This window comes from Oceanobacillus salinisoli (assembly GCF_009733865.1).
In the GTDB taxonomy this organism is placed as follows: Bacteria; Bacillota; Bacilli; order Bacillales; family Amphibacillaceae; genus Oceanobacillus; species Oceanobacillus salinisoli.
Genome location: NZ_WOFB01000008.1, coordinates 1 through 21,462 on the forward strand (window position 1 = coordinate 1; position 21,462 = coordinate 21,462).

Sequence of the window (21,462 nt, forward strand, 5' to 3'; positions counted from 1 at the left end):
CAAAAAATCATATATTTATGATTTAATATAGCAATAATTAAAATATTGTCAATTATTATTCGGAAAATATTTCTAAGGTGGAAAATTTAAAATGTCTTCACAAAATGACAAAAACATCATTCGACTTGAAAAAATTCATTGAACAATTCGACAAATAGTCATATAATGATTCGAAAGAAAGGTGGGGATATATAAAATGTCAACTAAAGATAAAACAAAGGATTTACGGATTAAGAGTAAGGTATTTTCAGAAGGAGCAACGAAAGCCCCAAACCGTGCTATGCTTCGTGCAGTAGGTATTACCGATGAAGATTTCACCAAACCGATGATTGGGGTAGCAAGTACATGGGCTGAGGTTACACCTTGTAACATTCATTTAAATGATTTAGCTGCCGAAGCGAAAAAAGGAACAAGAGAAGCTGGTGGAGTACCACTTCAGTTCAATACGATTACGGTTTCCGATGGGATATCCATGGGTACTCAAGGGATGCGTTATTCCTTACCTAGTCGGGATTTAATTGCGGATTCGATTGAAACAGTTGTTGGTGCTGAGAATTTGGACGGGCTTGTAGCTATTGGAGCTTGTGATAAAAATATTCCAGGATGTGCCATAGCCATTGCGAATGCGAATGTTCCGGCGGTATTTGTTTATGGTGGAACGATTGCTCCAGGGAGACATAATGGAAAAGATATTGACCTTGTTTCTGTATTTGAAGGTGTTGGAAAACATAATAATGGCGATATTGATGACCAGGAATTAAAAGCAATCGAATGCAGTGCATGTCCAGGCGCTGGTGCATGTGGTGGAATGTATACGGCCAACACGATGGCGTCGGCTATGGAAGCAATGGGTATGAGTTTACCAGGAAGTGCTTCCAACCCTGCAGAGTCCCCTGAAAAAGCTGCGGACACAGCTGCTGCTGGAGAGGCTGTTTATCACTTATTGGAAAAAGGAATTTATCCAAAAGATATTATGACGAAAAAAGCCTTTGAAAATGCGATTACCGTTGTTATGGCTTTAGGTGGGTCAACAAATGCTATCCTGCATTTACTTGCTATTGCCCATGCTGCAGAAGTGGATTTGACGATGGATGACTTCAATCGTATGCAAGAAAAAGTACCACATTTAGCTGATTTGAAACCGAGCGGCCGCTATGTGATGCAGGACTTGCATAACGTTGGTGGGGTACAAGCTGCCATGAAACTTCTTTATGAAGCAGGATACATTCATGGAGATTGCTTAACGGTAACAGGTAAGACAGTTGCGGAAAATCTTGCGGACGCACCAAACCTTTTAGACGGGCAACAAGTGATTACATCATTTGATAATCCAAAACGGAAAGATGGACCACTTATTGTACTAAAAGGGAACTTATCTCCAACTGGTGCTGTTGCAAAAGTCTCTGGTGTCAAAGTAAAACGTCATACAGGACCTGCGAGAGTATTTGACAGTGAAAAAGAAGCGACAGATGCCGTATTAAATAACGAGATCAAAGAAGGCGATGTTCTTGTTATTCGTTATGTGGGACCTAAAGGCGGACCAGGTATGCCGGAAATGCTGTCTATCTCCAGTCTTTTAGTTGGTAAAGGATTAGGAGAAAAAATAGCATTGCTTACGGATGGACGTTTCTCTGGTGGTACACATGGACTAGTTGTTGGTCATATTGCACCAGAAGCACAGGATGGTGGACCAATCGCACTGTTAAAAGAGGGAGATCAAGTGACGATTGATTCCGATAAAAAAGAAATCTCCTTCGATGTGTCCGAGGAGGAATTGGAAGCTCGCCGCAAAGAATGGGTAGCACCGCCATTGTATAAAAAAGGTATCCTTGGTAAATATGCACATACCGTTTCTTGTGCATCTAAAGGTGCCGTAACTGATTTTCTATAAAAGAAAATAGAAAGTATATTCCCTGCGATATATTGCATACAGTGTTATTAAGAGGAACGCTCCGATTTACTAATTGGAGCGTTTTCTTCTAAATACTAAGGAAATTTTATAAAAAAAATTATTTTGGTAAAACATGATTATACGGCCGTTGGAAACGATTGCAATATATTGCGGGGTAGGAATTGGCGAAAAAAAATGACAAATACCTATTGACCTTCTTGCAAAAACGTTATATCATAACTTCCAATATCAGAAATTTAAAATGTTTTCCATTCATAGATTCTTTCTAAAAAGAGTGATAAGTGGAATTTTAAAATATTGCTAAAGCGATGATGGGATATATAGAAGCACATACGTGTATTCACAGAGATCTAGGGTTGCTGGAAGCCTAGAAATACACCGTGTTTCTATCTCCTCCCAGAGTGCCAAACTGAACGCGGACGTTACAAACTTCCTCAAGTAGGTTTGGTCAGGTATTCTCATTACCTGTTATCAAAATAGACTGGATTTAACAGTCTGTGAGGTAGTATTCGTGAGGATGCTATGAAACTGGGTGGTACCGTGAAAAGAAGGCTCTTTTCTCCCCAATAATTTCTGCAATCATGCAGATTTGTTTAGGGAGGAAAGGGCCTTTTTATATATTAAAAGGCAAGCTATCCACTGCTTAAACAAATAAGTATAACGCCATTAGGAGGGACACTCTGAAGGCAGTTTTACTATAGATTCACCCATATTATACAAATTATTTAGAGGAGGTAAGTAGTAGTGAAAGTTGAGGCAAAGCCTAAGGAGCAAGTAGCAGAAAGCACAATGACAACTGGTGCAGATGTCTTTATCCGTTCATTGGTAGACGCTGATGTTGACACCGTATTTGGTTATCCGGGAGGAGCAGTCTTACCGATTTATGATGCTTTGTATCGTGCAGACACACCTTTTGAGCACATTCTTTGTCGGCATGAACAAGGATTAATTCACGCAGCAGAAGGTTATGCACGAGTCACTGGAAAACCTGGCGTTGTCATCGCCACTTCAGGTCCGGGAGCGACAAACTTAATTACTGGAATCACGGACGCGATGATGGATTCCTTGCCAGTAGTTATTTTTACTGGCCAAGTCGCAACGGGGGTAATTGGTACTGATGCTTTTCAGGAAGCTGACATAATTGGCATTACTACACCGATTACGAAGTACAATTACCAGGTAACAGATTTGACGGAATTACCACGGGTTGTCAAAGAGGCTTTTCATATTGCTTCAACAGGACGCCCAGGGCCAGTTGTAGTAGATATTCCAAAAAATATTGCACAAGAAATAACTGCAAAAGAGTTTAAGACAGATTTTCATTTACCTGGTTATCAGCCAACCATCAAGCCAAATCCATTACAAATTCGCAAACTCGCAGACGCTTTAAGTCGCGCTAAACGACCACTACTACTAGCAGGAGCTGGGGTATTATTCGCTAAGGCTTCTGAAGAATTAAAGACATTTGTTGAAAAACATCAAATTCCAGTAGCGACCACACTACTTGGGTTAGGGAGTTTTCCAGGAACGAATAAACTTTCCTTAGGGATGGCAGGAATGCATGGAACCTATGCAGCTAACATGGGAATATACGAAGCCGATTTGCTTGTTAATATTGGAGCCAGATTTGATGATCGATTAACAGGAGCACTTCAGCATTTTGCACCAAACGCAAAAGTTGCTCACATCGACATTGATCCAGCGGAAATTGGCAAAAATGTTTCCACGAAGATTCCTGTAGTAGGGGATGCCAAAGAAGCTTTGCAGCTATTACTGAACATAGATATTGAGATGAACCATCATCAGGAATGGCTTGAAGCATTAGAAAATAAGAAACAAGACTATCCGCTTTGGTATGAACGTTCCAATGACCTTATTTCACCACAATGGTTAATTGAGCAAGTTTACGAAACCTCTAATGGCAAAGCAATTGTAACAACCGATGTTGGTCAGCATCAAATGTGGGCAGCCCAGTTCTATAAATTTGACCAGCCTGATAAGTGGGTCACTTCCGGTGGTCTTGGAACGATGGGATTTGGTTTTCCTGCTGCAATTGGCGCGCAACTAGGTGCACCGAATGAATTAGTCGTTTCGGTAGTTGGAGATGGCGGTTTCCAAATGACGCTTCAGGAATTAGCCGTGATTAAACAGCGTAATCTGCCAGTGAAGGTGATCATCGTAAACAACGAGGCACTTGGAATGGTTAGACAATGGCAGGAGAAATTTTATGAAGAAAGATATTCGGAATCTCTATTATCAGAAAACCCGGATTTCATCAAACTTGCTGAAAGTTATGGAATTAGAGGAATGAGAATAGAGAAGGAAGAGGAAGTACCTGCCATGCTTGAAGATATATTTTCCTATGACGGTCCTGTAGTTGTGGATTGTCGAGTCGTGAAGCAGGAATGCGTCTATCCAATGGTTGCTCCAGGAAAAGGAAATCACGAAATGATCGGGGTGACAAAATGAAACGGATTATAACCGCAACCGTTCAAAATCGCAGTGGGGTACTTAACCGAATTACAGGCATGCTAACCAAGCGTCAATTCAATATTGAAAGTATTTCGGTAGGTACATCTGAAACAGAAGGCATTTCGAAAATGACGTTTGTTGTCGAAATCGGCGATAACCAAAAACTCGAACAGTTAACGAAGCAGCTGAATAAACAAATCGATGTACTGAAGGTTTCCGACATTACGGATAAAGCAATTGTGGCCAGGGAATTAGCATTAATTAAAGTTGGCAGCACCGGCCAAAATCGCACAGAAATACAGGGGGTCATTACTCCGTTTCGTGCAAATGTCATTGATGTAAGTAAAGACAGCCTGATTATCCAGGTCACAGGCAAACCAGATAAAGTCGATGCACTAATTAATTTATTAAAACCATATGGAATTAAGGAACTAACCAGAACAGGTGTAACGGCATTCCAAAGAGGAAGGCAGCCAGAACCCGTTCAGGAAGTTAATACACTACTAATTTAAATAGGAGAGGGAGATTAAAATGACAAAAGTATTATATGGAAAAGACATTCAAAAAGAGGTATTACAAGGAAAGAAAATCGCAATTATCGGTTACGGGTCTCAAGGCCATGCCCATGCACGCAACCTTCGTGACAGTGGATATGACGTAGTAGTTGGACTTCGTGCAGGTAAATCACAGCAAAAAGCAGTAGAGGATGGCTTTGAAGCACATTCTGTTGCAGAAGCAGTAAGTGATGCAGATGTTGTAATGGTATTATTGCCGGATGAAAATCAGCCGAAAGTGTATGAAGAAAGCATTAAACCAAACTTAAAACCAGGAAGTTCTTTAGCTTTTGCACACGGATTTAATATTCACTTTAATCAAGTAGTACCACCTGAAAATGTGGACGTATTTCTAGTAGCACCTAAAGGCCCAGGACATTTAGTAAGAAGAACCTATGAAGAAGGCGCTGGGGTTCCTGCACTATACGGAATATTCCAGGATGTAACAGGAAACGCAAAAGAGATTGCATTAGCATATGCAGATGGAATTGGTGCAGCAAGAGCAGGCGTTCTTGAAACAACTTTCCAAGAAGAAACAGAAACCGATCTATTCGGGGAGCAAGCAGTACTTTGTGGTGGTTTAACAAGCCTTGTAAAAGCTGGTTTTGAAACATTGACAGAAGCGGGATATCAGCCGGAAGTTGCCTATTTTGAATGCTTGCACGAAATGAAACTGATTGTGGACTTAATGTATGAAGGTGGATTGGAAAACATGCGTTATTCCATTTCTGATACGGCACAATGGGGTGACTTTGTATCAGGACCACGTGTTGTGAACGAAGATACGAAAGCACGTATGAAAGACGTATTGGAAGATATCCAGACTGGTAAATTTGCGAAGGGCTGGATTTTAGAAAACCAAGCTGGACGTCCACAATTTAATGCAATCAATAATAAAGAATACAATCATCCAATTACACAAGTTGGAAAAGAGTTACGTGCGCTAATGCCATTTGTGAAACAGCCAATTGAAGATAATAAAGAAAAGGAAGGGAACGTTCATGTCACGAATTAAAATTTTCGATACAACGCTTCGGGACGGAGAACAATCACCTGGTGTAAACCTAAATAAACTGGAAAAACTTGAGATTGCCAAACAGTTGGAACGATTAGGAGTAGACATTATGGAGGCAGGTTTTCCTGCTTCCTCTGAAGGTGATTTTAATGCGGTGAAATTAATCGCCGACACCATTAAAGATACGTCAGTTACCGGTTTAGCAAGAACAACAAAAACGGATATAGATACAGCGTGGGAAGCATTAAAAAGTGCAGCTGAACCAAGATTGCATCTATTCTTAGCCACATCACCTATTCATATGACGTATAAATTAAAGATGAGCCCGGAACAAGTGATCGAACAATCGGTGAACATGGTTTCCTATGCGAAGAAGAAATTTCCACAAATCGAATGGTCTGCAGAGGATGCAACCCGCTCAGACTGGAATTTCTTAGCCCAAATTATTGAAAAAGTAATCGATGCAGGGGCAACGGTTATTAATCTTCCAGATACGGTAGGGTATACGACACCAGCAGAATATGGAAGAATGTTCCACTTTATTAGAGAAACGGTTCCTAATATTGATAAAGTAAGTCTTTCCTGTCACTGCCATGATGACTTAGGAATGGCGGTTGCGAACTCTATTTCAGCTGTTGAAAATGGGGTAACCCAAGTAGAAGGTACCATTAATGGAATTGGGGAACGTGCCGGGAATGCGGCCCTGGAAGAAGTTGCGGTTGCATTAAAAATCAGATCAGACTATTATCCGTATGAAACTGGTTTGAAGCTTAATGAAATCAAGCGCTCCAGTGATTTGATTTCTAAATTAACTGGAATGTATGTTCAGGCAAACAAAGCCATTATTGGAAGAAATGCATATGCCCATGAATCGGGTATCCACCAGGATGGGGTACTGAAAAACACAGAAACCTACGAAATTATTACACCAGAATTGGTAGGGGTTAGCTCCAATACGCTTTTCCTTGGAAAACATTCCGGAAAACATGCATTTAAAGATAAAGTGAAAGAGTTTGGCATTGAATTGACAGATGAGCAGGTAAAAGAGGCCTTTAAACAGTTCAAACAGCTTACAGATCACAAAAAAGAAGTAACAGATGATGATATTTATACAATCATCATGGAAATTAAAACAGAGGCAGCTGCTGTGAATAAGTATCAATTGGAAACATTCCAAGTCCATTATGGCTCAGCAGATATTCCAACAGCTACTGTTTCACTGGAGACGCCTGAAGGGGAATCCGTGCAAACGGCTTGTACTGGAAAAGGTAGTGTAGAGGCGCTTTACAATACGCTTTCTAACTTAATCAAGGAAGATTTAAATCTTTTAGACTATCAAATTAACTCTGTTGGTGGCGGCAAAGATGCGCTCGCAGAATCCCATGTTCAATTATCCGTCAATGGCGAACCAACGAATGGTAGAGGTACAGCACAGGATGTCATCGAAGCATCAGCTAATGCCTATTTAAACGCAGTGAATCGCTATATTATTAAACAGCAATCTGTTAAGCAGAAAGAAGTAGTGAAATAAAAAACACTGCACCATAGATTTAACTCCGTGTAGTCGTGGATCTAAGGAAAAACATTTAAGCCTACCTGGATGAAAACCACTTTCCTCGGAGGCTTCAATTTTCGAGCTCTCCCCTAGTACAGGGACGCTCCGCAATTGTTGCATCACATCGCACAAAGAAAATGTGGATGGTTTTTTAGAAGTCTACAGTTCTCCGCTTCAATCACTAGCATAATAGTATTTATAAAATAAATGATCTGGGATTGTTTAGCACAATACTAGCGGAGGAAATATACGGAGACTCCTTGAAAAAGAAAAGCGCTTTTTCTGCGTGCGATGTAACGCTGTCGAAGCCTTCCTTGTCCTGTGGGAAAAGAGGCATCGGTGAGCCCTCTAAAGACGCGACAGCACGAGGAGGCTCACCAACCGCCCACGGAAAGCCTAGTGCATTTCCGTAGCGGTAGATTAGTACCAACATTATCTAAAGTTACGCCGCTGTTTATACATCTTGTTACAAAAGCGAATAAAAACTATTTTTAAATAGAGGGGGGACGGCATGAAAAAGGAAATTGTTCTTCTTCCAGGTGATGGAATTGGAAGAGAAATTATGGAATCAGCAAAAGAGGTTTTAAATGTTATTGCAAGTAAATACGATCATGAGTTTATATTTCATCAGCATGCAATTGGAGGGGACGCCTTCGATCAATTTGGTACGCCTCTTCCAAAAGATACGATTGAAGCATCTCAACAGGCAGACGCTATTCTATTAGGGGCTGTAGGAGGTCCGAAATGGGATAATGTTCCAGCAAATAACAGGCCAGAAAAAGGTCTATTAGGAATCCGGAAAGAATTAGGCTTATTTGCCAACCTAAGACCGATCCAAGGATTTAAAGCATTGCTTCATGCCTCACCTTTAAAACAGGAAATTATTGAAGGCAGTGACATTTTAATTATCCGCGAGCTAACAGGTGGTCTTTATTTTGGTCAGCCAAGTGAGCGGAGGGACAACGGGAATAGCGTTGTGGATACACTTGCTTACACTCGGGAAGAGATGGAACGAATCGTTGAGAAAGCATTTGAAAGTGCAAGAATTCGGAAAAAACACCTTACATCTGTTGACAAGGCCAATGTTTTGGAATCGAGCAGGCTATGGCGTGAAGTGGTGGAGGAAAAATCCAAAGACTATCCTGATGTAACAGTGGAGCACTTGCTGGTCGATGCAGCTGCCATGAAGCTCATTACGAATCCAAGTCAGTTTGATGTTATGGTAACCGAGAATTTATTCGGAGATATTTTAAGTGATGAAGCATCTGTATTAACAGGTTCACTTGGGATGTTGCCCTCAGCAAGCATTCGTTCGGATGGGGTAGGGCTATATGAGCCAGTTCATGGTTCGGCACCAGACATTGCTGGGAAAGGTATTGCAAATCCGCTTGGTATGATTCTTTCTGCGGCATTAATGCTGCGACATTCATTTGGGATGGAAGAGGAAGCATCAAAAATTGAAAAAGCTGTCAATGAATGCTTGGAACAAGGCTATCATACAGCAGATTTGAATATCCAGAACGGAAATCAAGTAGGAACGAAGGAAATGACGAAAGCAGTTTTAGAGAATCTTACGAACGATAGCATTAGTAGTACATACGTGTGATGGGAGGCGAGAAAATGGGGAAACCAAAGACAATCATTGAAAAAATCTGGGAAAAACATGTAGTCCATCAGGAAGAAGGGAAACCCGATCTACTTTACATTGATCAGCATTTAATACATGAAGTAACATCGCCACAGGCATTTGAAGGGTTAAGGTTAAATAACCGAAAAGTACGCAGACCTGACTTGACATTTGCTACCATGGATCATAACGTTCCAACGAAAAATAGAGAAGTTGTGAAAGATGAAATTTCCAAGAAGCAAATGGAAACCTTACGTAAAAATTGTGAAGATTTTGGAATTAAATTAGCAGACATGTTTCACCCGGATCAAGGGATTGTCCATGTAATTGGACCACAGCTTGGACTAACGCAGCCAGGGAAGACCATTGTTTGTGGGGATAGTCACACATCGACACATGGTGCATTTGGTGCCCTTGCATTTGGGATTGGAACAAGTGAAGTAGAACACGTTCTTGCTACCCAAACATTGATGCAGGAACGTCCGAAAACATTAAATGTTCATGTAAAAGGTGACCTTGGACCTGGTGTAACTGCTAAAGATTTGATTCTGGCTATCATTGCTAAATTTGGTGTTAAATTCGGAACTGGCTATGTAATGGAATATACAGGAGAAGCGATTCATAAACTTCCAATGGAAGGGCGCATGACAATCTGTAATATGTCCATTGAAGGTGGAGCACGGGCAGGTCTTATAAGCCCGGATGAAACGACAGTAGAATTTTTAAGAGGAAGAGAGTATGTTCCTGAAGGAGAAGCGTTTGAGAAAAAAGCTCAGGAATGGCTCGAATTGGCGACAGATGAAGGGGCAGTGTATGACAGGACAGTTGTCATCAATGCGGAAGAAGTGGAACCACAAGTATCATGGGGAACGAACCCAAGCATGTGTGTTCCAGTTGGCGGGACGACACCAAGTTTGGATGAAGTGGACCATAAGGAAGACGTGAAACGAGCTCTAGACTACATGGGATTAGAAGAGAATCAGCCAATTACTTCTATCGAAATTGACCATGTATTTATTGGCTCATGTACAAATTCCAGATTAAGAGACTTACAGAAAGCAGCGGACATTATTAAAGGTAGAAAAGTAAAAGATGGCGTGAAAGCTATCGTAGTACCAGGGTCATTCAGTGTGAAACTGGAAGCGGAAAAACTGGGACTTGATGAAATCTTTAAAGAAGCAGGATTTGAGTGGCGTGATTCAGGATGTAGTATGTGTTTAGGGATGAATGATGATATTGTGCCTGCAGGTGGACGCTGTGCTTCTACATCAAACCGGAATTTTGAAGGTCGCCAGGGAAATGGTGCCCGTACCCATCTTGTAAGTCCAGAAATGGCTGCAGCTGCTGCGGTGGAAGGCCGTTTTATCGATGTCCGCAAATTTCAATCCGGGGTATTAAACTAAGGAGGTGCCAGGAATGGAAGCAATCAAAGAGCATAAAGGGCTTGTTTTTCCTTTAAACCGTACAAATATTGACACAGACCAAATTATTCCAAAGCAATTTTTAAAACGAATTGAACGAACTGGATTTGGCCAATTTGTTTTCTATAATTGGCGCTTCGATGATAATGGAAACAAGCGGGAAGACTTTGACTTGAATAAGCCTCAGTTTGACGGTGCATCCATTTTGTTGGCCGGTGAAAACTTTGGCTGTGGTTCCTCTAGGGAACATGCACCATGGGCATTACTGGATTATGGATTTAGAGTAGTTATTGCTCCGAGCTTTGCCGATATTTTTTACAATAATGCTTTGAAAAATGGCATTATTTTGATTAAAATGGAAGAGAGTCAAATATTGGAGTGGATGAAACAATCAGAGGACGGTGCGTTTTATCTTACCGTGGATTTGCAAAAACAGGAAATACAGGATCAAAATGGAGGAACCGTCGATTTTGATATCCCTGCCTACCATAAAGAGAAACTTTTAAATGGCTGGGATGATATTGCTTTAACTTTATTATTGGATGATAAGATTAAGGCGTATGAAGAATCAACCCAAGTTTAATACTTTTCGTATAGTTTTTTAATAATCTTATTTAGTTAAAAATTAAGGAGTGTGACTCAATTGGGGATTGCCTAAAAGGTGAGTTAGTCCATAGCGCCTGGAAGCGTTTGGGGCATATTGTTCACCGTACACCATTATTAACATCAGCAACAACGGACAGATTAGTTGGAAAACATGTCTATTTTAAAATGGAAAACCAGCAGAAAACAGGAGCATTTAAATTTCGCGGAGCAAGCTATAAGCTTATGCAGTTGACAAAAGACCAGCTGGCAAAGGGTGTAATCACCGCTTCTGCTGGAAATCATGCACAGGGAGTTGCCTTGGCCGCAAGCAAGCTTGGAGCAAAAGCAACGATTTTTATGGCTGAAGGAACACCATTAGCGAAAGTAAATGCAACAAGGAATTATGGTGCTGATGTTGTACTTACCGGAGAAAGTTTCCAGGAGGCATATGAAGCTTCTGTGGAGCATCAAAAGAAAAGTGGCGCTGTTTATATTCATCCATTTGACGATTATGATATTATGACAGGTCAAGGTACCATGGTCATGGAGATGCTGCGTCAAGAGGATCGAATCGATACCATTCTCGTACCAATTGGTGGGGGAGGGTTAATCAGTGGAATTGCCGTTGCCGCGAAACACGTGAATCGTAACATAAAGGTGATTGGTGTTCAAGCAAGCGGTGCACCTGCTATCTATGAGAGTTTTCATCGTAACTCTGTCACGAAATTAGATACAGTATCAACCATTGCAGAAGGGATTGCCGTAAAGCAGCCTGGCGAATTAACATTGCCGATAATCAATAGCTATGTCGATGATGTTGTAACCGTTGCGGATGAAGAAATCGCATCCGCCATTGTCTATATGCTCGAACGGAATAAAACCTTAATGGAAGGTGCTGGCGCAGCTGCATTAGCTGCTCTATTTGCCCATAATGATAAGATACATTCCAGGCATTGTGGTGTGATTGTAAGTGGTGGAAATATTGATATTGGAACGATGTCAAAAATCCAGGAACTTGCAAATCAACTGAATCCTATGGAGAAAAAGGCTTCCATTGCATTGTGAAATATATAGTAAAGATTCACTATTCTATTTTGGATAGTGAGTCTTTTTTTTGTGGGGAAGACTGAATCATGTTTTGTGAAGGCTGAATTAATGGAACGAAAGCTGAATTCCTGGAACGAAAGCTGAATTCGTGGAACGAAAGCTGAATTCCTGGAACGAAAGCTGAAGTCCTGGAACGAAAGCTGAATTCCTGGAAGAAAGCTGAATTCCTGGAACGAAAGCTGAATTGCTGGAATGAAAGCTGAATTCTTGGAACGAAAGCTGAATTCCTGGAATGAAAGCTGAATTCCTGGAATGAAAGCTGAATTCCTGGAATGAAAGCTGAATTCCTGGAATGAAAGCTGAATGATCAGATAAGAAAACTGAACGATCACCCGCGGCTAACCGAAATATCTGTAAGAGTGCTAGATTTGAAGGCTCAATGGTTACCAGAGGAAGTTGTATTTCCAGAGCGAGGGTATAAGAGTGGCAGTTTGCTTCGCGGCTTACAGATTTTGTGGGAAAAATCCTTTGATTGAAATGTAAATGAAAAGACTTGTTTTAATATTTCGTTGGGCCAGTTCATAAAATTAGTTAATGAAGGTGGAAATGCCACCGCTAATTGGCCTTTATCCGAAATAAAGGAGCTGGTGTAATTGATTCGAACGGTACAGGGAAGAAAAATCTTATTCGTCGCAGGTATTGTGTTTGCACTTCTTATAGTAATATTATTCTTTTCGCTCTTCTTTTTCTCTTCCGGAAGACAGGCAAAAAATACAGTAGAGACTTTTTATGAATATGAGCAGCAAGGTTATTATTCGGAATCATGGGAAATGTTTCATCCATATATGCAGGAAAAATTTCAAAAAGGACATTATATGGAAGATCGCCCACATGTATTTCGAAATCATTTTGGTGTGGATACATTTTCTTTCTCGATTGGGGATGTAAAAAAAGTAAATGACTGGATTATGGAAGAAGGAAAAGAACCGATTGACACGGCTTATCGAGTTACTGTTTATCAGGGATTCTCAGGGAAGTACGGGAGGTTTACCATTACACAACATGTATATGCTACAGAGACAGAAGATGATTGGAAAATTCTTTGGGATTATGCGGGCTAACTAACCTCCCCTCTCCTTAGGGAGGGGGGGAATTTGAATTCTTTTATCGCTAAACTAGCTCGCCACATCAATTGAGTATTCCCTTTATGATGAGTGTTGATTGAAAGAAAGAAGGCGTTATCAAATACAGCTTTTTCCCTAAAACCAGAAGCTATTTTACAATAACAGAATATGGAAATTTGTGAAAAGATATTGATTTTCTGAAAGTATTAAATTATAATTCTTATAACATGTTAAATATATTAAATTTTCTTTACATTTAAATTTCAGAGTTAGGAAACATATTATAATTAATATATTGTAATAGTACATCACCCATTTTTCCGAAATAGCTAAAATGATCGAATAAGAAATATAAAAATCAACTAATTTTTTTATAAAAAGATTTCTAATTATTTTGAAAAGTAATTTCAGGAAAAATGTCTGGTCAAAATCGAATTGCTAGGGGGATTAACATGACCCAGAAACTTCTGGAAATTAAAAACTTGAAAACCTCTTTTCGGATTGGTGATGAATACTATGCAGCTGTAGATGATGTTTCACTAACTTTAAATAAAAATGAAGTCCTTGGTATTGTAGGAGAATCAGGCTCAGGGAAGAGTGCGCTCGCCTTTTCAATTATGGGGTTACATACAAGAGCAAAAATGGAAGGAAATATTTTATTTAATGGAAAAGATATCGTGAACATTTCTCCAGCGCAATTAAATCAGTTGCGTGGGGATGAAATGGCGATGATTTTCCAGGATCCCCTCACTGCATTAAATCCTCTGATGGAAATTGGGGCACAAATTAGCGAAACACTTATTTTACATAGGCCAGAAATGTCTCAAAAAGAACGCAAAGATCGAGTAATCGAACTTTTAACCATGGTTGGAATTCCCCGACCGGAATATGTATATGAACAATTTCCACATGAATTATCTGGTGGCATGAGGCAACGTGTCATTATAGCGATCGCCATTGCCAACAGACCGGAATTGTTAATTGCCGATGAACCAACAACAGCACTTGATGTAACAAACCAAGCACAAATTCTGGACTTAATCAGAAAATTAAAAAACGACATGGGCTCAGGTGTCATTCTTATTACACATGATTTAGGTGTTGTAGCCGAAATGGCTGACCGGGTTGCAGTGATGTATGCGGGGCAAATCGTAGAAATAGCGGATGTTTTTACTTTATTTGAAAACCCGAAGCATCCGTATACAAGATCTTTATTAACTTCTGTTCCAGCAGAAGGTCAAGATAAGCTCCTTGTTATTCAGGGAATTGTACCATCACTTCAACATTTACCACGCGAAGGCTGCCGGTTTGCGGAAAGAATTCCGTGGCTTGATTCTTCTGCACATGAAGAAGATCCAGTATTACACGAGATAGAGCCTGGTCACTTTGTTCGTTGTACATGTTATAAACATTTTCACTTCCAGGATGAAGCAAAGGAGGCACAAGTACATGGTGATACTCGAAGTAAATAATTTAAAAGTCTATTTTCCTATTAAGGCAGGTATTTTTAATCGTACGGTCAATCATATTAAAGCGGTTGATGATGTTTCGTTTTCCATTGAACAAGGAAAGACATATGGTTTAGTTGGAGAATCAGGTTCGGGTAAAACGACCACTGGCCGAGCGGTGATGGGTTTAGAAAACATTACTGCAGGTACCATTATATTTGACGGGAAAGATATAACGAAAAAGCAAAGTAAAACAAAAGATGTCAGGAGAAATATTCAAATGATTTTTCAGGATCCATATTCTTCCTTAAATCCTAGAAAAAGAGTCAAGGACATTATTGCGGAACCACTTCGAAACTTTGAAAATTTATCCAAACAAGAAGAAAAAAAACGAGTACAGGAACTTTTGGAACTAGTTGGATTGAGCCCTGAAAGTATATTAAAGTATCCACACGAATTCTCTGGTGGGCAACGACAGAGGATTGGTATAGCCAGGGCCATTGCGTTAAAACCAAAATTAATTATTGCGGATGAACCAGTATCAGCACTGGATGTATCTGTTCAAGCACAGGTTTTAAATTTTATGCGGGATATTCAAAAAGAATTGGGATTAACGTATATATTTATCAGTCATGACCTCGGGATTGTTAAACACATGTGTGATGATATTGCGATTATGTATAAAGGAAGATATGTAGAACAAGGAACGAAGGAAGAGATTTTTAATTATCCACAACATATTTATACGAAACGTTTGGTTTCAGCTATTCCTGATACGGAACCGGGAAATCGTGAAAAACGCTTCAAATTCCGCCAAGACATACAGAAGGAATTTGAAGAATCTTATGATGATTATTTTGATAGCGATGGCCTGGCATATAGTTTGAAACCTGTATCTGACACGCATCTCGTAGCGTTACCGGAGAAAGGTTGATAGATTATGTGGAAATTTATTGTAAGAAGAATGCTAACTACATTTCCTCAGTTGATTTTATTAAGTGTCATTATATTCTTAATGGCTCAGGCGATGCCAGGCGATGCTTTAACAGGATTGGTTGACCCCAATGTTGATCGGGCTGCCATAGAGGAGCAGCGTGAGAAATTGGGACTAAATGATCCCTGGCATATTAAATATGCCGACTGGGTGTCCGGATTGTTGCAGGGGGACCTGGGTCAGTCTTTTCGTTATAAAATGGATGTTACAGATTTAATCGAGCAGCGGCTCATTAATACATTTTGGCTTGCTGTTGCAACCTTGTTATTTACATATATTATTGCGCTTCCACTTGGGATATTAAGTGGTCGATATAATGATACTTTACTAGATTCTTCCATTACGGGTTATACGTATATAGGTTTTGCTACACCATTATTTATTTTTGCATTAGTCATGTTATGGGTATTTGGGTATCAGCTTCAATGGTTTCCTACTGGTGGAAGTGTTGCACCAGGATTAGAAGCCGGATCCATGGATTATATATTAAGTAAAGTCAATCATTTGTTATTGCCTGCGTTATCTATGGCTTTAATCCAAACGGTTTCTACGGTTCAATATTTACGCAGTGAAATTGTCGATACAAAGCAAAAGGAATTTGTTGTCACAGCCAGGGCGAAAGGGGCTTCGGAAACCAGAGTTTATAACAGACATATTTTTCGAAATTCTCTCCTTCCAATCGCTGCCTATTTTAGCTATGAAATTACGTTATTAATTACGGGGACAATTTTTGTGGAACGCATTTTTAGCTATCCGGGAATGGGGCAGTTGTTTCTTGATTCCATTGTGCAACGTGATTTTAGTGTCGTAACTGCCGTTGTTTTATTGTTTGGGTTGGCAGCGATTCTTGGTGCACTCGTATCAGATATTATTTTAAGCATCATAGATCCGAGAATTCGAATTAAATAAAGTGAAACTAACAATCAGTATGGGTTTACCTTTCTCCCTACTGTTTGTTAGTTGAACGAATCGCGGGAAAAAATAGATAGGCTCTGAGGTGAAGACGAATGGAAATCAATCAAATGAACATGGATAAACAATCACAGAATCTGACGAAGAGTCCGTCTAGTTTTAGAATTCTGTGGCGGGAGTTGGTTCGGGATAAGTTAGCGTTGATATCTTTATTATTCTTAATTATTATTGGAATATTTGTTTACGGTTCCTCCCTTATTCTCGATCAGAGTGAAATTGTGAAGGTAGATTTATTTGCCATTAATGAGCCGCCTTCTGAAGAATTTATATTGGGAACGGATTATGGTGGGCGTGATGTGTTTGGACAGCTCATTATTGGCACAAGAAACTCGATTTCGATTGGATTAATCGTCACATTGTTAAGTGGGATGATTGGTGTAACATTTGGATTAACCGCTGGATATTTTGGAGGACATGTAGACAATGTGTTAATGCGCATTTTAGACTTTTTCCAAGTTTTGCCTTTTACGATGTTAGTTATCGTTTTTGTAGCTATTGTTCCAAATTATAGTATTCTTGCTTTTTCGTTAATTTTCACAGCATTTAGTTGGATGAGTATAGCGAGAGTCATTAGATCGAAGGCCTTACAGGAGAAGGAATTGGATTATGTGCAAGCATCGAGGACACTTGGCACATCCCATCCGAAAATTATTTTTAGAGAAATGATGCCAAATGTAAGTTCTCTCATTATTGTTACGATGACATTGAATTTAGCTTCCAATATTGGACTGGAATCAGGATTATCATTTTTAGGATTTGGTTTTCCTGAAAGTACACCTAGTCTTGGTACACTGCTAAGTTATGCCACAAACCCTCAGACGCTTGAGCATAGATGGTGGATTTGGGTACCTGCAGCAGTCATGATTCTAGTCTTAATGCTTGCGGTGAGAAATGTCGGAGAAGCATTAAGACGTGCAACCGATGCAAGACAAAGAAGAGGGTAATGTAAAGGTGTAGAGGGATAAATTTAGATTAATCATTCATGATAGTTACTTACATCAATTTTACAGTTGATGTTGAGTATAAATAATCAGTCAGTTCATTCTAGATAGAGCTGGTTGAAAAAACAAAGAGGGATAAAAAAGGGAGGTTAAAAGGATGAAGAAGGTAAGTTATAGTAAATGGCTATTAGCCCTGATGCTTGTTTTGTTGGTTATCCTGGCAGCATGCAGTAGTGGTTCAGATGAAGAAGCAGAAGGTACGGATGAACCAGAAGCAACAGAAGAAGAAGGTACAGAAGAGGAGGGAGAAGAGCCGGCTAATGAAGAGGCTATCTATTCCATTGACGACTTTAACACAGATAAAACAAATGAAGGAGAGCCAATGGATGGGGGGACGCTACAATATGGTTTAGTTTCAGATAGCCCATTTGAAGGTACTTTGAACTATAATTTCTATTCAAGTAATTATGATTTTGAAATTATTAAGTTCTTTGATGACCCATTATTGCATGTAGATGAAAACTTTAACTATACCCAGGATGGTCCAGCTACATTTGAGTTTTCCGAAGATGGCAAAGAATTTACATTTACAATCCGTGATAATGTGAACTGGCATGATGGGGAACCAGTAACAGCGGAAGACTGGGCATTTGCCTATGAAGTCATTGGTCATCCGGACTATGATGGTGTACGTTATGATGGAACGTTTCAGAACATCGTAGGAATGGATGAATACCATGCGGGAGAGGCAGATTCGATTTTCGGTATAGAAGTAGTCGATGAGAAAACATTAAAAATCACATATAAAGAAGCTAATCCATCTCTTTTAGCCAGTGGTGTTTGGCATTATGCATTGCCGAAACATATTTTTGAAGATATTCCAGTTGCCGACATGTCATCATCGGATGCGGTTCGTGTGAATCCAATTGGAATGGGGCCATTTAAAGTAGACAGCATTGTACCTGGAGAATCGGTAACATTTGTTGCCAATGAAGATTACTGGCAAGGTGCTCCGAAACTGGATGGAATCACATTAAAAGTTATCCCATCCACAACGGCTGCCCAGGCATTGGAAACTGGGGAAGTGGATACAGTACACAGTTTCCCTACGGATCAGTTCCCAGATGTGGAAGCAAGAATGAACAATGTGGAATGGCTAGGACAAATTGATAATGCATACACATATATTGGTTTCAAATTAGGGCACTGGGATGAAGATGCTGGGGAAGTTGTAGTAGATCCAGATGCGAAAATGGCGGATGTAAACTTGCGTCGTGCTATGTGGTATGCCGTTGATAATGACGCAGTTGGTGAGAGGTTCTACAATGGACTTCGCTGGGCTGGAACAACATTAATTATACCAGCATTTCCTGATTACCATGATGCAACCATTGAAGCTCCATCGTATGATCCGGATGAAGCAAATCGAATTCTAGATGAAGCTGGATATGAAGATGTAAATGGGGATGGTATTCGTGAAACGCCTGACGGGGAAGAGTTAGTGATTAACTTTGCCTCCATGGAAGGTGGGGACATTGCTGAACCAATTGCAAACTACTATATTCAAGCGTGGGAACAAGTAGGCCTAAAAGTGGAACTTGTAGATGGCAGACTACTAGAATTTAATTCCTTTTATGACCGTGTAGAGGCAGATGATTCCGCAATTGATATTTATCAAGGTGCATGGGGTACTGGTTACGACGTAGACCAACAAGGGTTATATGGACGTCATGCATTATTCAATTATCCACGTTATGCTAGTGAAGAAAATGATCGTTTATTGGAAGAGGGTTCTTCTGAAGCAGCGTTGGATATTGATTATCGTATTGATGTATACAAAGAATGGCAGCAGTTAATGGTGGATGAAATCCCTGTATTTCCAACACTATATCGAGCTATGTTAGTCCCTGTAAACGAACGTGTTACTGACTTTTCCGTTCGTTTTGATTGGAATTATGCATGGCATGAAGTTGGTGTAACACAAGAAGAACCATATGTTGCTGAATAACAAGCAAGTTTAGAAGGCTCGTAGTTTACGAGTCTTCTTTTTGCGCTTATTGGTTTCTTTCCACTTTTGGGTGCTTTGGGGTGCCTGTCACTTCCCGAAAAAGCTCGGAAATTGTCGAATGAAAGATTTAGGTATTTTTTCACTTCTTTGGCTGTAATATGTAACGTACGATAAGGGTGAAGACAAGGGGGGGGTGGGAATGTCTATGAAGATTGCGGTTGCTATTTTTCATGGGGCGGGTACGCCAGAAGAGGATTTTGCTGAGAAAATTATATTGAGGATATCCAAAAAGTTTAATAAAAACATGCGTAGCAGAAATGCTGCGACGAATCATTTGGTCTTTCAACCGATTCATTGGTCAACGGTATTTGAACAGGAGCAAGCAGAGCTATGGCATCGGCTGAAGAAGAGTGCTGATTTGGATTACCATAGACTGAGGAAGTTTGTTATTGAGTTTTTAGCAGATGCAGTTGCCTATCAGCCAACGAAGCAGCCAAATCAAAGTTATGATAAAGTACATGCTTTTGTGGCAACCTCTTTCCAACGATTAAGAGAGAAAGCGGGACCTGATGCACCACTTTGTGTAGTTAGTCATAGTTTAGGAACGGTTGTTGCCAACAATTATTTTTATGATCTGCAATTTAAGCAGGATAATCGCGGGCCTGAAACCATTAAGTGTACGGGGGACACGCCACTGGAACAATGTGAGACACTGACTTTATTTTATACAACCGGAAGCCCACTAGCACTCTGGTCGCTCCGATTTATCGATTTTGGTTCACCAATTCAAGTTCCTTCCTCAAGAATCAAACGAACCTACCCCGAGCTGAAGGGTGAATGGATTAATTTTTACGATAAAGATGATGTTCTTGCTTTCCCCCTAAAAGGGATAAATGATACGTATGATAAAGCTGTAACTAAAGATGTGGCTATTAATGCTGGCGGACTTTTTTCAAGCTGGAATCCACTCTCTCATTTTCACTATGATACGAATGACAAAATCGCACAAACCATCGCAGAAAGTTTAGCCAAAACGTGGAGAACCATTAATAGATAAGCTATAATGAAAGTATACTAGTTAGGAGGAGTCGGCATGTTAAGTAAACAGGATCAGTTGAAAAAATTAGTTGGGGAAGAAGCAGTTCATTACATAGAAGATGGGATGAAAGTTGGATTAGGTTCTGGTTCAACGGTTTACTGGATGGTAAAAAAACTAGGTGAGAGAATCAAAGAAGAGGGCCTACATGTTGAGGGAATTCCATCCTCCGATTTAACTGCAGACTGGGCGAAAGAATTCGGTGTCCCACTTACCAATTTTTCAAAAGTCGAAGCATTGGATGTAACCATTGATGGGGCAGATGAAGTGGATGAAAACTTGCAATTAATCAAAGGTGGTGGTGGTGCCCTTTTTCGAGAAAAAATCATTGCTGAAGCCGCAAAAGAATTAATTATTATTGTGGATGAATCCAAAAGAGTAAAGCATTTAGGCAGATTTCCTTTACCGGTAGAAGTATTGCCATTTGGCTGGGAAATGACAAAGAAGGAGGTAGCTGCATTAGGATGTGAGCCTACATTGCGCCATCAAGACAATGAAATATATGTAACGGACAATGGAAATTACATATTAGATTGCTATTTTAATGAGATTTTGGAACCAGAATCATTACATAAACAATTAAAATTAATCGTTGGTGTTGTAGAGACGGGATTATTTACAAACATGACCGATAAAGTGATTGTAGGTGGCGGTGAAAAGGTAGAAGTGATCCAAAGAAACGGGTGATGGA

The 21,462-nt window shown here is 40.0% G+C and carries 17 protein-coding genes; all 17 read left to right on the plus strand.

What is annotated here, in order from left to right:
* Window positions 1-196: 196 nt before the first annotated feature.
* The 17 genes from ilvD to rpiA all read left to right on the plus strand — a co-directional run bounded on the left by ilvD (window position 197) and on the right by rpiA (window position 21,458).
* Window positions 197-1,891 (plus strand): dihydroxy-acid dehydratase, encoded by a 1,695-nt coding sequence (ilvD, locus tag GMJ66_RS07885; RefSeq protein ID WP_156289780.1) that lies wholly within the window; start codon window positions 197-199, stop codon window positions 1,889-1,891.
* Between the two features lie 765 nt (window positions 1,892-2,656).
* Window positions 2,657-4,381, plus strand: coding sequence for a biosynthetic-type acetolactate synthase large subunit (gene ilvB, locus GMJ66_RS07890; RefSeq protein ID WP_156289781.1), 1,725 nt, complete (start codon window positions 2,657-2,659; stop codon window positions 4,379-4,381).
* A complete protein-coding gene (gene ilvN, locus GMJ66_RS07895; RefSeq protein WP_156289782.1) occupies window positions 4,378-4,896 on the plus strand; it encodes an acetolactate synthase small subunit in 519 nt (172 codons plus the stop codon). Before ilvB ends, ilvN begins: the two co-directional genes overlap by 4 nt.
* A gap of 19 nt (window positions 4,897-4,915) precedes the next feature.
* Window positions 4,916-5,953, plus strand: a complete 1,038-nt coding sequence (gene ilvC / locus GMJ66_RS07900; RefSeq protein ID WP_156289783.1) for a ketol-acid reductoisomerase — start codon at window positions 4,916-4,918, stop codon at window positions 5,951-5,953.
* Window positions 5,940-7,484 carry a 2-isopropylmalate synthase gene (locus tag GMJ66_RS07905; RefSeq protein WP_156289784.1) on the plus strand — a complete coding sequence of 515 codons (1,545 nt, stop codon included), beginning with the start codon at window positions 5,940-5,942 and terminating at the stop codon, window positions 7,482-7,484. Before ilvC ends, GMJ66_RS07905 begins: the two co-directional genes overlap by 14 nt.
* 535 nt (window positions 7,485-8,019) lie before the next feature.
* On the plus strand, window positions 8,020-9,114 hold the full coding sequence (leuB, locus tag GMJ66_RS07910; protein ID WP_156289785.1) for a 3-isopropylmalate dehydrogenase: 1,095 nt from the start codon (window positions 8,020-8,022) through the stop codon (window positions 9,112-9,114).
* Window positions 9,115-9,128: 14 nt separating this feature from the next.
* Entirely contained in the window at window positions 9,129-10,538 is a 1,410-nt protein-coding gene (gene leuC / locus GMJ66_RS07915; protein WP_156289786.1) for a 3-isopropylmalate dehydratase large subunit, read from the plus strand.
* A gap of 13 nt (window positions 10,539-10,551) precedes the next feature.
* On the plus strand, window positions 10,552-11,139 hold the full coding sequence (gene leuD / locus GMJ66_RS07920) for a 3-isopropylmalate dehydratase small subunit (RefSeq protein ID WP_156289787.1): 588 nt from the start codon (window positions 10,552-10,554) through the stop codon (window positions 11,137-11,139).
* A gap of 107 nt (window positions 11,140-11,246) precedes the next feature.
* Complete coding sequence (gene ilvA / locus GMJ66_RS07925; protein ID WP_231514868.1) at window positions 11,247-12,206, plus strand: threonine ammonia-lyase; 960 nt, start codon at window positions 11,247-11,249, stop codon at window positions 12,204-12,206.
* A 635-nt stretch (window positions 12,207-12,841) separates the two neighbouring features.
* Window positions 12,842-13,309, plus strand: a complete 468-nt coding sequence (locus GMJ66_RS07930) for a hypothetical protein (RefSeq protein ID WP_231514869.1) — start codon at window positions 12,842-12,844, stop codon at window positions 13,307-13,309.
* A 455-nt stretch (window positions 13,310-13,764) separates the two neighbouring features.
* Window positions 13,765-14,784, plus strand: a complete 1,020-nt coding sequence (locus GMJ66_RS07935) for an ABC transporter ATP-binding protein (protein ID WP_156289789.1) — start codon at window positions 13,765-13,767, stop codon at window positions 14,782-14,784.
* The gene (locus GMJ66_RS07940; RefSeq protein WP_156289790.1) at window positions 14,762-15,694 is read left to right on the plus strand and encodes an ABC transporter ATP-binding protein; all 933 of its coding nucleotides are present in this window, start codon (window positions 14,762-14,764) and stop codon (window positions 15,692-15,694) included. Before GMJ66_RS07935 ends, GMJ66_RS07940 begins: the two co-directional genes overlap by 23 nt.
* Before the next feature lie 6 nt (window positions 15,695-15,700).
* Window positions 15,701-16,663: an oligopeptide ABC transporter permease gene (gene opp4B / locus GMJ66_RS07945; RefSeq protein ID WP_156289791.1), complete on the plus strand. Its 963-nt coding sequence runs from the start codon at window positions 15,701-15,703 to the stop codon at window positions 16,661-16,663.
* Between the two features lie 98 nt (window positions 16,664-16,761).
* Window positions 16,762-17,670, plus strand: coding sequence for an ABC transporter permease (locus GMJ66_RS07950; RefSeq protein ID WP_156289792.1), 909 nt, complete (start codon window positions 16,762-16,764; stop codon window positions 17,668-17,670).
* Window positions 17,671-17,824: 154 nt separating this feature from the next.
* Window positions 17,825-19,675 (plus strand): oligopeptide ABC transporter substrate-binding protein, encoded by a 1,851-nt coding sequence (gene opp4A / locus GMJ66_RS07955; RefSeq protein ID WP_156289793.1) that lies wholly within the window; start codon window positions 17,825-17,827, stop codon window positions 19,673-19,675.
* A gap of 199 nt (window positions 19,676-19,874) precedes the next feature.
* On the plus strand, window positions 19,875-20,732 hold the full coding sequence (locus GMJ66_RS07960) for a chemotaxis protein (protein ID WP_156289794.1): 858 nt from the start codon (window positions 19,875-19,877) through the stop codon (window positions 20,730-20,732).
* A 36-nt stretch (window positions 20,733-20,768) separates the two neighbouring features.
* On the plus strand, window positions 20,769-21,458 hold the full coding sequence (gene rpiA / locus GMJ66_RS07965; protein ID WP_156289795.1) for a ribose-5-phosphate isomerase RpiA: 690 nt from the start codon (window positions 20,769-20,771) through the stop codon (window positions 21,456-21,458).
* The last annotated feature ends 4 nt before the right edge of the window (window positions 21,459-21,462 follow it).